Annotated in this window: 15 protein-coding genes and 3 pseudogenes; 12 read left to right on the forward strand and 6 right to left on the reverse strand. The window is 36.0% G+C overall.

All coding sequences use genetic code 11. The features are described 5' to 3' along the window. Positions 1 to 186 precede the first annotated feature (186 nt). Positions 187 to 381 carry a hypothetical protein gene (locus EEL30_13160; protein ID QDX93171.1) on the reverse strand — a complete coding sequence of 65 codons (195 nt, stop codon included), beginning with the start codon at positions 379 to 381 and terminating at the stop codon, positions 187 to 189. Positions 382 to 477: 96 nt separating this feature from the next. Here EEL30_13160 and EEL30_13165 point away from each other — a divergent pair, with 96 nt between their 5' ends. After that, positions 478 to 828 carry a hypothetical protein gene (locus EEL30_13165; GenBank protein QDX93172.1) on the forward strand — a complete coding sequence of 117 codons (351 nt, stop codon included), beginning with the start codon at positions 478 to 480 and terminating at the stop codon, positions 826 to 828. A 60-nt stretch (positions 829 to 888) separates the two neighbouring features. Further along, complete coding sequence (locus EEL30_13170) at positions 889 to 1,146, forward strand: hypothetical protein (GenBank protein ID QDX93173.1); 258 nt, start codon at positions 889 to 891, stop codon at positions 1,144 to 1,146. A 501-nt stretch (positions 1,147 to 1,647) separates the two neighbouring features. Here the strand turns inward: EEL30_13170 and EEL30_13175 are convergent. Continuing rightward, the gene (locus EEL30_13175; protein ID QDX93174.1) at positions 1,648 to 2,349 is read right to left on the reverse strand and encodes a hypothetical protein; all 702 of its coding nucleotides are present in this window, start codon (positions 2,347 to 2,349) and stop codon (positions 1,648 to 1,650) included. A gap of 678 nt (positions 2,350 to 3,027) precedes the next feature. Here EEL30_13175 and EEL30_13180 point away from each other — a divergent pair. From EEL30_13180 to EEL30_13195, 4 genes are all read left to right on the forward strand, one after another. Next, entirely contained in the window at positions 3,028 to 3,264 is a 237-nt protein-coding gene (locus EEL30_13180) for a hypothetical protein (GenBank protein QDX93175.1), read from the forward strand. A 60-nt stretch (positions 3,265 to 3,324) separates the two neighbouring features. Next, positions 3,325 to 3,573, forward strand: coding sequence for a hypothetical protein (locus EEL30_13185; GenBank protein QDX93176.1), 249 nt, complete (start codon positions 3,325 to 3,327; stop codon positions 3,571 to 3,573). Between the two features lie 169 nt (positions 3,574 to 3,742). Further along, positions 3,743 to 4,081 (forward strand): hypothetical protein, encoded by a 339-nt coding sequence (locus EEL30_13190; GenBank protein ID QDX93177.1) that lies wholly within the window; start codon positions 3,743 to 3,745, stop codon positions 4,079 to 4,081. 389 nt (positions 4,082 to 4,470) lie between these two features. After that, entirely contained in the window at positions 4,471 to 4,851 is a 381-nt protein-coding gene (locus EEL30_13195; protein QDX93178.1) for a VOC family protein, read from the forward strand. A 248-nt stretch (positions 4,852 to 5,099) separates the two neighbouring features. On the opposite strand, the gene EEL30_13200 is transcribed toward EEL30_13195, so the two are convergent. Beyond that, complete coding sequence (locus tag EEL30_13200; GenBank protein QDX93179.1) at positions 5,100 to 5,477, reverse strand: hypothetical protein; 378 nt, start codon at positions 5,475 to 5,477, stop codon at positions 5,100 to 5,102. Between the two features lie 25 nt (positions 5,478 to 5,502). Then, a pseudogene (locus EEL30_13205) lies at positions 5,503 to 6,297 on the reverse strand (hypothetical protein). A 150-nt stretch (positions 6,298 to 6,447) separates the two neighbouring features. Here EEL30_13205 and EEL30_13210 point away from each other — a divergent pair. Next, positions 6,448 to 6,776 (forward strand): annotated as a pseudogene (locus EEL30_13210) (YolD-like family protein). Between the two features lie 68 nt (positions 6,777 to 6,844). Further along, positions 6,845 to 7,138 (forward strand): annotated as a pseudogene (locus EEL30_13215) (sigma-70 family RNA polymerase sigma factor). Between the two features lie 264 nt (positions 7,139 to 7,402). Here the strand turns inward: EEL30_13215 and EEL30_13220 are convergent. Beyond that, positions 7,403 to 7,618, reverse strand: a complete 216-nt coding sequence (locus tag EEL30_13220) for a LysM domain-containing protein (protein ID QDX93180.1) — start codon at positions 7,616 to 7,618, stop codon at positions 7,403 to 7,405. 169 nt (positions 7,619 to 7,787) lie between these two features. Between EEL30_13220 and EEL30_13225 the strand changes: the two genes are divergently transcribed. Further along, a complete protein-coding gene (locus tag EEL30_13225; protein ID QDX93181.1) occupies positions 7,788 to 7,967 on the forward strand; it encodes a hypothetical protein in 180 nt (59 codons plus the stop codon). A 50-nt stretch (positions 7,968 to 8,017) separates the two neighbouring features. On the opposite strand, the gene EEL30_13230 is transcribed toward EEL30_13225, so the two are convergent. Then, positions 8,018 to 8,728, reverse strand: a complete 711-nt coding sequence (locus EEL30_13230) for a DUF421 domain-containing protein (GenBank protein QDX93182.1) — start codon at positions 8,726 to 8,728, stop codon at positions 8,018 to 8,020. Between the two features lie 106 nt (positions 8,729 to 8,834). Between EEL30_13230 and EEL30_13235 the strand changes: the two genes are divergently transcribed. The 3 genes from EEL30_13235 (at position 8,835) to EEL30_13245 (ending at position 11,887) form a co-directional block, all read left to right on the forward strand. Next, on the forward strand, positions 8,835 to 9,014 hold the full coding sequence (locus EEL30_13235) for a hypothetical protein (GenBank protein ID QDX93183.1): 180 nt from the start codon (positions 8,835 to 8,837) through the stop codon (positions 9,012 to 9,014). Between the two features lie 140 nt (positions 9,015 to 9,154). Next, positions 9,155 to 9,928 carry a MurR/RpiR family transcriptional regulator gene (locus tag EEL30_13240; protein ID QDX93184.1) on the forward strand — a complete coding sequence of 258 codons (774 nt, stop codon included), beginning with the start codon at positions 9,155 to 9,157 and terminating at the stop codon, positions 9,926 to 9,928. Positions 9,929 to 10,327: 399 nt separating this feature from the next. Continuing rightward, a complete protein-coding gene (locus EEL30_13245; protein QDX93185.1) occupies positions 10,328 to 11,887 on the forward strand; it encodes a PTS maltose transporter subunit IICB in 1,560 nt (519 codons plus the stop codon). Positions 11,888 to 11,901 lie beyond the last annotated feature (14 nt).

Raw genomic sequence — 11,901 nt, forward strand, 5'->3', positions numbered from 1 at the left:
ACGGCAACGGAGGAGAGCAATGTCTTATTCTGAGCAGATAAATAAAATCGCTGGAAAACTTCCACTTGAGGTACTGGATGATTTTAATAAACGAATCGGTGATTGGTTTGCAAGTGGAGGAAAAGAGGACGATCCGTATATACAGCAACAACTAAGATTTGCAGAACGGTTTTTGTAATGGATAAATCATGAAACAACAAAATTAATCACACCTATCGTTACAAATAATGCAAATGAATAGAGAGCAGAATATAGGCAATTTCGTCCAAATTTTTTCACTGATGAATCTGTTTCTAATAAAAAAACTAACCAAAAAATAATACCCAAAGGAAAGAATAAAAAACTGAAAAAATAGAGCATGAAACGACCAAACTTATTCATTTGATTACCCACCTTTCATATTAAATATACAATATTTGGTATTGTAAATCAATTTAACAAAATATCTCGGAGTACAGAGGAGAAGGGAGGAAGCCAATGAACCAACTTCCAGGAAAGATAGTTGATATAGATGTCCTTCGAATTAATAGGAATAGTAACAAACGATGCCAATGTACTGAAAAAACCTTTGTTATCGATCCTCAGAATAGAGCAATAAATTGCGGCAGATGTGGAGCACCAGTTGATCCTTATGAAGCTATGTACTATTTGGCTACAGAACAAGAGCAACTGAGAGACCAGGTGCTGAACCTTCTGGAACAACGTAAACAGATTGTAAATTACAAACCACACATGCTGGCATTTCGGGATCTGGAACGCCAATCCAGAGGAAAAAAGATGCTTCCAACATGCCCACATTGCCACAGAGGGTTTTCTTTGAAGAATTGACGAGATGGATAAATACAGAGCTTGAAAAAGGATGGAGAAAAAGAGGCAAGGAGGAAGCCAATGAGCAGAGATATTGACGTGAAAGTGGCGGGGTCGCTTGGGATGCGAAAGAGAGGAAAAAATGATACCGTCCAAAATCCTAAATCCGGACGGTATCGGGTTAATCCTATCAGAAGAAGAAGAAACGACGGCGTCTACCGAAGAAACCGCAACAGCGACGGCGTCTACGGAAGCAATTGCAACAGCGACGGCGACGACGGCGACGACAGCAACAAGACATTTTCTCCACCTCCTCATTGTTTCATACTGTATATGTAATCGAAAATAGCTGAAAATGCTTGGACGAACCTTCATGGAAATACGTTTGTTTATACGATTATGGGTTATTTCCACACTTTCCTTTAATCAAGGCCTTGAGGTTTTATCTTTAGAAATAAATTATTTACCAACATAGCCTATCTAAAAGCTAAAGGCGTGGATATTACGCCGTATGTGGAGGGAATAGCATGAAAAAGATAACAATTGTGTTTAGACATAAAAAAGGATTCCATTCTGGGATAACCACGAGCAGGAGTTCGAATTCGAGGACGACGCTACAGAAGAAGAAATTGGAGAAGCCTTCAATGAGTGGGTATGGGAACAGATAAGAGATAAATTCACTTAGTACGAAAAGGCGAGGAGGGAGCACAATGACCGAACGGCAGATATTTAACTGGCAACTAAGGTGTGGGGTGGCATATCGACACACCGTATTGGTCTAAAAAAGGTTTGGGTAAAAAGTTCAAGACAAACTGGAGTAATGACCTCTCCCTTTGTTCATTACTCCAGCAATCCCAGTTCTTCGTATACTTTAATTGAGACGACACCGTTCTGTGTCAAATGACGGTCGCGTTGAAATTTTTTTAGGGCAGTAGTTGTATTTGAGCGAAACTTGCCATCACATTTCCCATTAAAGTATCCGGCGCTTTTCAAACGGGATTGAATCAGTTGTACATCTCCACCGACATCACCTTCGGCTAAATCTCTCGGATTATGGCTCGGATCCCCCAAAATATGCCCATGAATCGTAACTTTTGATCCGAGTGGAATCATATCGAATAATTCGACGATGTCTCTGTTGCGCATACGGATACAACCGTGGCTCAAATGTTGTCCGATAGAATATGGCCTGTTAGTGCCGTGAATGCCGTAAGTTCCCCAAGGGACGTTTAATCCTAGCCACCTTGGTCCAAAAGCTGGTCCCCAATTTTTCCCTTTGTATACAATTTTGTATTCTCCAACAGGTGTAGGGGTGGACGGATTACCAACAGCGATAGGATAAGTCTTTATTTTTTGACCATATTTCCGAACAATTAATTGGTGTTGCAGAGGGTGAACGTCAATGCAATAGATCCCTTGATCAACTACAATCGGTAGCGAAAGATCGGCATAAACAGGCTGGTAACCAATTACTTCAAACATGATCAAAATGAGAAAAATAGTTGCAATGGCTCGAAAAAGAAGCGAAATTCGATTCATCAATAATCACTACTTTATCCAATAGTTATCTGATCCACACGATATCATTTAGCATGTGTCATCTTTTAATATTTTATTTAAGCATTATGTGAAGAAATAAAAAAAGCCCCCCCCTCATCAGGAGAAACGTGTGTTCGCTAAAACTATTATACCATGAGCAGATGGTGAGGGGGAATGAATGATGAACACACATACAGGAGCTACAAAGTATTGAAGAAGAGCTAAAAAGATAATAGGAAGTAACCCAATTGATCTTACTTTCATCTAGGATCCATCTTCCAGTTATACCTTTTTTAAATTCTAAATAAGATAAATGTCAAAGAATTGCGTCTACAAACCATGGATGAACCAGACCTATCATGGCGTACAGTAGATAAAAACGGTGTTAGATGCACTTATTATGCTAAGAAGTTTGTTGATAATATCAGTACTACCGATACAAAAACTAAGCATCATAGAGTTAGGTAATATGAGCGAAAAAGAGCTACTCGATAAATCGGGTGGATTTTTTAATGTCCAGCTGGTATGCATAGAAAGATGATCAATGTGTCGAGTACCACAGCGAAAGTGACAAATCAGCTTCGAAGTTGAGGGCTTAGAAACCTATAAAGAATTATAATAGAACCCGTATCGCTGAAAGGTGGTACGGGTTAATAATTATAAAAGGGGGCGTAATCAACAATGGGGAACAGACCAATGAAAAAAATAGAAACAGTAACAAGAGTAATATTATTATTACTGATGCTATTAAATTTGCTGGTTGATGGTAACATTGTTAATTATCTTCTAGGTATATCTGCTTTATTCATTTTCAATGGAATATTTGATAGCATAAAGAAAAAGCATACTTCTAGTATGATAAATTTTGCTTTTGCAGTATTTATTCTTTATCCCACAATAAAAAGATTTTTTATGTAAAACTCTAGCACCGATTGCGGTGCTTTTTTTCATTTTTAACAAACTTAATGGAGGGATAACATGGCATCGACAACAATCACAGTTAAAGTTAATGGGATTGAGGAACTAAAGGAGCTTACAAAAGCGATAGATGATGTTACGACAGCGCTTGAGAAGCTAAATAAATGTACGAACAAAAGCAATTCCGTAACGCTATCACCTACTGTAAATATAACTACAGGACAATGTGTAGATAAAAACAAAACCAGCAAAAAAACTGAAATAAATGAAGAAATGGAAACAAAAACAGGTTGTTTGATAATCGGGTGACTTTTCTATTGGAGAGATAGCGAATAAAGAATCTGTTTAACAATTATATAATTATTTGAATAAATAATAATTTGTTGCTGTTTCATTCTGGATTTGTATACAGATAAACATTTCTAATTTATTATAAAAATGTAATTTAATTCCAAATAAAAACACGAGGTGATTTAAAGTGAAGAAACTTTTAGTATCATTATCTACTTTTGCAGTTCTTACTGGGGTTTTAACCGTTCCTGTTCCTACCTTTGCAGCTACTGAGATTAACACTGTAAAGGAAACAAACTCTCAAGTACAATTGATTAAACCCGCATTTGATGTTATCAAAGGTGGAATGGTATCGTTGTATTCACCTGGTGTAGGCTGGTATGAAGTAGATGGTCGTGGTCTTTGGGTTGCAAAACAAGGCGGACAATGGTATTTATTTGCTTCATCTGATGCTTCAAATGGAACAGTAACTGCATATGACACAAATGGAAAGTTTATTCAAACATATCAAGTTAATGTACACTAGCTTAATATTTTTGGAGAGTAGTCCGAAAGGATAATTCTAAAAGACCAAAAATTAATGAAATGACATCCCGTTTCTCACTTGTCAAAAGTGGGGCGGGATGTTTGTTTTGTGGAGAAGTAGTACCCATATGGCATTTTTTTTAAAACAAAACAAACTCAATAGGTGGTGGTGATCATGTAATGGCAAAAGGAAGAAGTCCGAACCGTAATAAAGCCTTAGATCGCCAACAGCTTTAAGACGAATTAAAATTGAATCGTGGCAAAAATTGTTTAGGCCTTACATTTGGTATAATCATTAAGTAGTTATATGATTTTGATGCCAAAGTATAATGGAATGCTCAAAAGTAAAAAATCAATATTAACTGAACTAGCAGAAAGGAAGAGAAGAAAATGATTAATAAAGTCGGTCAAATTATGATATATGTAAATAACCAAGATGAGGCATTGCAATTTTGGACAGAAAAAGTAGGGTTTAGCGTAGTTTCTGAAGAAGATAATGGCCAAGGGTTAAGATGGATTGAAATTGCTCCAACAAAGGAAGCAGAAACGAGTATCATTCTCCACAATAAGGAATTAATTGCTAAAATGCAGCCTGAATTAAATCTTAATACACCTTCGATGATGTTTTTCTCGGGAAATCTCGATAAGTTATATAAAGACTTTTCGGATAAAAAAATCACAGTCGGGGAAATTGTAAGTATGCCTTCTGGTAGAGTGTTTAACTTTGCTGATAATGAAAAAAATTACTTTGCAGTCATGGAAAAAAAGTAAATCACAAAATTAAAGAAGAAACAAACTTCAAAGTCGTTTGGATGTTGAGTGAACAATAAACACCGTCAGTTTTCGTCAAATATTTTTATAAAAATCGAGTCATCATTTATAATTGAGGAATCCATTTTGATCAATCTTGAAGAGCACCCCTAAAGTTCATTGATTAACCTTAGGGATTTTTCCAATGTCTACTTTAAGGTGTGCACTTCATAGTATCTAACGGGTGTTTTATCTTTGAGGATTCAAATTTAAGAATCAAAGAATCCTTCTTCATACAAATGATCAGATTCAGGGGATACATCTTCAATTTTAGTAAATAAACTTTCAAATTTATCCTCTGTAATTAATTGTTCGATAATGGATTTAATTGTCTCGGCTTTAATATTATCGACTATCACCATATCACTAGACCAGAAATACAGTCCATTCATATTTTCACCATGCTCTCTATTCTGTTGTCTTATACTTTCAATGTTTTTATAAGTAAAGAATGATGCAACATATCTGGTTCGATTAGGAAAGGTTACGATGACATCTGTATTTTCGTCGCAGGGATCAAACTCTCCTTCACCAATTTCTGATCTAATCCAAATATTTTTTTTCTGATGTTTCTTTAATTGATTCATCTATAGAACCCCTTTTACTAAATATTTAATTATAAATCTTTCTCAAGCGATCAATAACCGTTTGCTGATTATGCTTATCTGATTTCCCTAAAATCTCAAAAGTGTCCCCTTTCATTCTATAATATACCCTTGCTCCTTCCTCTCCTCTAAGTTCATGTACATCAACAAATAAAGGTCTTGAACCTTTATTTGGATTTAGGCCTCTAAGGTATTTTTCGACCAAGTTATTTGCTTCCCTTTGAATAATAGGGCTTTTCATAGCTTATTCTGTCTCTTTTAAGATGACTTTATCTTCATCGATTCTAGACTTTACAAAATATCTACCAATCTTCTGTCGTCCTTTTAGGACATCATTTGCAAGATCGACTACATCATCACCGTATTTTTTCATTAGGTCGTACGTTTTCTTACCGGCCTTTGCCCCTTTTCCGGCAGGGAATAAAGAAAGAATTGCGAATCCTTTCTCTACATCACTAGCTTTTGGATCAAAAATTGTTTTTACATCATCTAAAATCAAGAAGTCCAGTCCTGCTTTGCCAGCGTCTAATAAAAAATTACCAGCATCTACTAACCATCTCTTACTAGAATCAATCCAATCAGAAGCTGTATCTTTTAAATCATCCCACCATGAATTGGAACTGGCTGAAGAGGCTAGATACAATTGTTTTCCTTCTTTTGATATTTGTACACTATCATTTTGAATATTACCTTGTAAATGATCATTTTTACGTTGCTCTTGCTGATTTTTTACAGCCATTACTTCTCTTGCGCTGTTCATATTTTGCTTGTAAGAATTTGAAGCACTAGAAACTGATAACATGTTAATCCTCCCGATATTTATATAGTTAATAGCGAATATACAAATATATCCAATCATTATATCGGAAGATTTAATAGGAATATTTAGTATTAAATGAAAAATATGATTATTTAGCGAAATAGTGTATAGATAAATATATCAGAAAATATGATAGCTTCCCAAATTCTTGATCCGTTTTTAACGAAATTCTTTTTACCTGAACATGCTCAGATGTTATTTCAGCTTCATGAGGATAAGAAACTGATTGAAAAGCTGATCCTTGAAGAAGATGAACTAGCCGAGTTCTGATATTGGATATCTACTCACGTCATCTTGACTATGCTCTTATGATCAACTGGTGGAAAGCAACAAAAGGGGATAGGGGAGTAATCGAAACAGCGTGGGAATGGGTAGAAAAGTTTGATACTACTTTTAAGCAGATCAAACTAAAGAACGATGAGGATTTCTGGTGGATACCTGTAGAGGATTTGTTCAAATAATACATACCTAATTTAAATCCAGTTAGCATCGTCATAACAGTGATTAAAGTAATGGATAACATATAAGTGGCAATGAAATTACCTTGATAGATGTTCTTGGTACAGAAACAGACGAGGTAGTAGATGCTGTGCAATTAAAGTTGGAGAGTAACAAGATTTATCAACATATTCATATTCTAGATGAACGTGAGAAAGAAGTCATCATCGGTCGTTTTGGCCTAGATCAAGACAAGGAAAAAACACAGCGAGAAATTGCCCGTGAATTGGGAATTTCGCGTTCATATGTGTCGCGTATTGAGAAAAGAGCCCTGATGAAGCTATTCCATGAGTTTTATCGGACGAAACAGACGCAGGGGCGGTAGATGAATTGACAGTGGGGGAGTATAAGAAAGATACCAATCGAAGACTCCCCCGAAAATGAATAATTGTAACCTATGGTGCAGGACAAGCTTCCAGTAGCCGTACAACGTCAAGTGGAACGGGAGCAACAAAAGCAACCAACGCAGATTAATTGTAGAAGTAACCGATCATGGATGATTCTCATTTACAGGAATTGTATAAGTCATTATGACAATAGAGGAGGAGTCAAGCATGAGTAATAGTCTTCATTCAAAACAATCAAGTGGTTACAGATAGTTTGCAGGTCTTGTGAACGAAACCGGCATGGAGTGTTGTACAAAAGGGATGCTAATAACCTGACCCACAAAAAGGTAGTAGGGATTTACGGTTGGATTGGCGGCAATGATTTCATCTACGTGTGTGCTAAATCGTTGAGCTAACAGCCAGTAGTTATCACCGGGCTGGATTTCGTAAGGAAATTTTTCTGACGGGCTTGGATACATATCTACTACTCCCTTCAAAAGGAACCAAATTTACTTACATATATTCTTTACTTTCACAATAGATACTCGCCTAAACAGTATATGTAAGTAACTGTATAGTGATATGGGCCTCTACCTATTTAATAAATTGTGGAGAAGATGGAGCCACGTAAAAAAAGGAGAAAGCACAATGACCGAACAGCCGATTATTGAAACGCTCATGGGGAAATGTTGCTATAAAAATTATGAGAATGAAGCTACTACAAACGGTATTGTTTTTATGAGGAATCCAGAGGGCGGTAAGAATATTCCTGCACCTGTTCAAGCGTGCGATAAACATAAAAAAGAGTCTAGCTTCTTCGAAAGCTAATTTGTTAAACAGGAGGGAAAATTCATGAAAATAAAGGCTATTAAGCGAAACTAATTATACTCATGAGTGTCTCCTTTCTTATCAATAACTACTGAGCCATCTTCTTGGAGCTCAGCAAAAAACACATCATGTAATGAGTTAATACCTTGCTTGTCTAACTCTTGAAGGAGCCATTGCTTATTGAGGTTAAATTCTTTTAAATTCTTCTCCACAATATGACCATCTACGATTAATTCTGAAGGGAATATGGATACCTCAGCTTTATTTATCTTCAAGTCATCCCTCGTTACACTAGTAGCACTTTTTGTTTTCATTACACTCAGTCGACCGTTAGGCTCAAAAATGGCATATGCAACATCTTTGATCGAAAATACATGTTCTTCCCGCAACAACATGCTCAGGTCATCCATGTTCATTCGACACCGAGCTAAAGCATCTGCCATAATTTTTCCTTTTTTAATAAGTATTGTGGGTTGACCATCAAGTATAACTCTCGTTTTATTGGATTTTAGACTTATATACTCAACAAGAACAGTTAGTAAAGACCACAAGATGAGTGCAACCATGGCTTCGATTAAGTTAATATGTTTGTCGACTACAGAAGATGCTGCTATTGATCCAATCGTAATTCCAGTAACGTAATTAAAGAAAGTAAGATGGCTAAGTTGCTTTTTACCTAGAATTCTCGTTAACAGTAATAGAGCCACAAAGCTACAGAATGTTCTACTAGCTATGTCAAGTAAAGCAACATTGTTTACCATAAAAATTCCTCCGAATGGATGTTTACTCTTAGATTTACCATTTTGCTTAAAAGTTATCTATGTAGTTATAGAAAAGACATTACCGCAAGAATTAAGGAGGAAGCCAATGAGCAGAGAGATTGACGCCAAAGTGGCGGAGTGCTTGGGAAACGAGAGAGAAAAAATGATACCGTCCGAATGTAGCATTTTGGACGGTATCGGGTTAATCGATTTTATCAGACTACGAGTATCGGAACTAGGTAGCCTAGGTGCTTTTTTCTTCTCAATAGTTAGGGTCAGTCTATAAAATCTACTGGTTTTGTCATCGTGAAACACGTACTTTATTCATAAATATTCTCAGTGTACACGACGACAGTATTTTTTGCACCAGAACCGATTTATGGATATGCTAAAAAAATAAAGGATAATATAAAATGTGGAGGAACTATGAAAACTTTCTTAAAGCGTCTATCTCAACGTAGAGGTCAATTAAGTCAATTAGAGAAACAGGTATTAGATTATATTTTAATAAACCCGAATCATGTAGTTCAGTGCAATGTAAATGATCTTGCAAAAGAATTGTTTGTATCTACTGCAACGATCAGTAGAACTTGTAAGCAGTTAGGCTACGATGGATTCCAAAATTTAAAATTCACGTTAAGTAAATATGCTGATCAAGATCAAGAACAAGATGATGAAAATATTATTTCTTCAAATACGCTATTGATTCATATAGATCGAGTGAAGAAAGAAATGGAGCAAACATTACAATATATTAATGAAAAAAAAATTCAAAAGGCTGCAGCATATATTAAAGACAGTAATTATGTTGAGTTTTTTGGGGTTGGGGCATCACTTCCAACTTGTGTGGAAGCGGCTAGAAAACTTACCTTTTCTGGGAAAATATGTAGTGCACGTGAAGATTGGGATGAATTAAGGTGTGTGGCCAATAGTTTATCTGAAAATGATTTAGCCATTTTAGTATCATATAGTGGAGAAACATTACATATACTAGAATTTGCGAATATATTAAGAGAGAGAAACGTAAAGACAATTGCAGTCATTGGCAACCGAAATAGTCGTTTACAACAAGAGGTTGATATAACTTTTCATGCACATATTACAAACGGGTATTATGGTGAGGTAGATATGAGTTCTAGATTTTCATTAAGCATTATATTGGATTTCATTCTCCTGACATATATGAATCAATACTACTAATAGGTTTTTAGTATATGTTAGAACCTTTTTATATGGGAGGATAAGGGAACGAGACTTTGAACCTTAATAAAGAAGAACCCAAACTGGCTTCAAATCGCCTTTTTGATGAAGTGAGTTTGTTGAGAAGAAGGAGATGCTAAAATTGCAATTATGCTTTTGTATGTAAGCGCGTTACAAAAAAAGTAAGTGTGTACAATAAGCATGAAAGCGATTGCAAGGTGTTGCTAATAATACTATGCTATACCCGTAAGTTTATAGAAGACTTACAAGAGCAGTTTACTCGCAACATCATGATGGAAAAATCACCACTTTCTGGATTCCCTATTAGTGAAGGTGGTGTGTGCGGAGCTGATTTATTCGAAGTCCCTCCCCTTTCCATAAGAAAAAGGAGAGTCCAGTATGAAAAAAACAGGCATGAAGTCAAATTTTTGGGAGTTCTTTCAAGGTTTAGGGAAAACGTTTATGCTACCTGTAGCACTTTTAGCATTCATGGGATTAATGCTAGGGATTGGCAGTGCGTTTACAAGCCCTACAACGATTAATACCATCCCGTTTTTAGGAAACCCTATTTTACAAATTCTATTTAGTTTTATGTCTACAATTGGTGGTTTTGCATTCACCTATTTACCAGTATTATTCGCCATGGCCATTCCATTAGGACTGGTAAGGTATGAAAAAGGTGTGGCTGCTTTTTCAGGGTTTACCGGCTATGTGATCATGCATTTATCTATTAATTTCTATTTGACGGAAACTAATCAACTTGTTTCAGCCGAAAAATTACGTGAGGCTGGACAAGGAATGGTTATGGGAATTCAAACCTTAGAAATGGGAGTCCTCGGCGGTATTATTGTTGGGATTATCGTTTATCTATTACACAATAAGTTTTACGATATTCAGTTACCAGACGCATTTGCCTTCTTTGGAGGAGCACGCTTTGTGCCAATTATTACTTCTTTGACATTAGCGATTGTTGGGATTTTACTTCCAATCATTTGGCCATTATTTGCATTGGGGATTGCAGGAGTAGGGTTGTTAATTCAAAAATCGGGGGCATTTGGTCCATTCTTATTCGGTGCTGGAGAGCGATTGTTGCTTCCGTTTGGATTACACCATATTCTTGTTGCGATGATTCGTTTTACAGAAGCAGGTGGTACGCAAATTGTTGATGGCCAAACAATTTCCGGTGCATTAAATATTTTCTACGCTCAGTTAAAAAGTGGAGAGACAATTAGTCCTTCAGTTACAGCCTTTTTATCCCAAGGTAAAATGCCATCATTTATGTTTGGATTACCAGCAGTTACATTAGCGATCTATCATACTGCTCGACCTGAGAATCGTAAAAAAATTAAAGGACTATTAATTTCTGGTGTTCTTGCTGCTTTTGTAACAGGAATTACAGAACCCATTGAATTTTTATTCTTATTCGTTTCACCAGTGTTATACGGAATTCATGTACTCATGACAGGATTAGGATTTATGGTTATGTCTTTACTTGGAGTAGTTATTGGTAACACAGATGGCGGTGTATTAGACTTTTTAATCTTTGGGGTATTACAGGGCACCTATACTAAATGGTATTTAGTACTCGCTGTAGGGATAGTGTGGTTTGCTATTTATTACACAGTATTCCGATATATAATTAAAAAATTTAATTTGAAAACGCCAGGACGTGAAGAAATAACCAAAGATATTGGTGAAGAAGTAATGACTAATAAGAAAAAAGGGAAATATGATGAGGAAAGAATTTTAAGTGCGTTAGGCGGAAAAGAAAATATTGAGTCATTAGATAACTGTATTACTCGTTTACGTCTTGTCGTGAAAGATATGAGTAAAGTAAATCAACCCGTCTTAAAAGAGTGTGGTGCACTTGGTGTTGTTGTACTTGATAAACATAATGTACAGGTTATTATTGGAATGCAAGTAGCTTCCGTTAAAGCTCAATTGGACAAATTAGTATAAAGATGAGGTTGGAT

Source organism: Brevibacillus laterosporus, from assembly GCA_007833815.1.
Taxonomy (GTDB): domain Bacteria; phylum Bacillota; class Bacilli; order Brevibacillales; family Brevibacillaceae; genus Brevibacillus_B; species Brevibacillus_B laterosporus_D.

Bases quoted from the DNA above. Each gene is read 5' to 3' on its own strand.
- EEL30_13160 (QDX93171.1), bottom strand. From the start codon at position 381: ATGAATAAGTTTGGTCGTTTCATGCTCTATTTTTTCAGTTTTTTATTC.
- EEL30_13165 (QDX93172.1), top strand. From the start codon at position 478: ATGAACCAACTTCCAGGAAAGATAGTTGATATAGATGTCCTTCGAATT.
- EEL30_13170 (QDX93173.1), top strand. From the start codon at position 889: ATGAGCAGAGATATTGACGTGAAAGTGGCGGGGTCGCTTGGGATGCGA.
- EEL30_13180 (QDX93175.1), top strand. From the start codon at position 3,028: ATGGGGAACAGACCAATGAAAAAAATAGAAACAGTAACAAGAGTAATA.
- EEL30_13185 (QDX93176.1), top strand. From the start codon at position 3,325: ATGGCATCGACAACAATCACAGTTAAAGTTAATGGGATTGAGGAACTA.
- EEL30_13195 (QDX93178.1), top strand. From the start codon at position 4,471: ATGATTAATAAAGTCGGTCAAATTATGATATATGTAAATAACCAAGAT.
- EEL30_13200 (QDX93179.1), bottom strand. From the start codon at position 5,477: ATGAATCAATTAAAGAAACATCAGAAAAAAAATATTTGGATTAGATCA.
- EEL30_13220 (QDX93180.1), bottom strand. From the start codon at position 7,618: ATGTATCCAAGCCCGTCAGAAAAATTTCCTTACGAAATCCAGCCCGGT.
- EEL30_13225 (QDX93181.1), top strand. From the start codon at position 7,788: ATGACCGAACAGCCGATTATTGAAACGCTCATGGGGAAATGTTGCTAT.
- EEL30_13230 (QDX93182.1), bottom strand. From the start codon at position 8,728: ATGGTAAACAATGTTGCTTTACTTGACATAGCTAGTAGAACATTCTGT.
- EEL30_13235 (QDX93183.1), top strand. From the start codon at position 8,835: ATGAGCAGAGAGATTGACGCCAAAGTGGCGGAGTGCTTGGGAAACGAG.
- EEL30_13240 (QDX93184.1), top strand. From the start codon at position 9,155: ATGAAAACTTTCTTAAAGCGTCTATCTCAACGTAGAGGTCAATTAAGT.
- EEL30_13245 (QDX93185.1), top strand. From the start codon at position 10,328: ATGAAAAAAACAGGCATGAAGTCAAATTTTTGGGAGTTCTTTCAAGGT.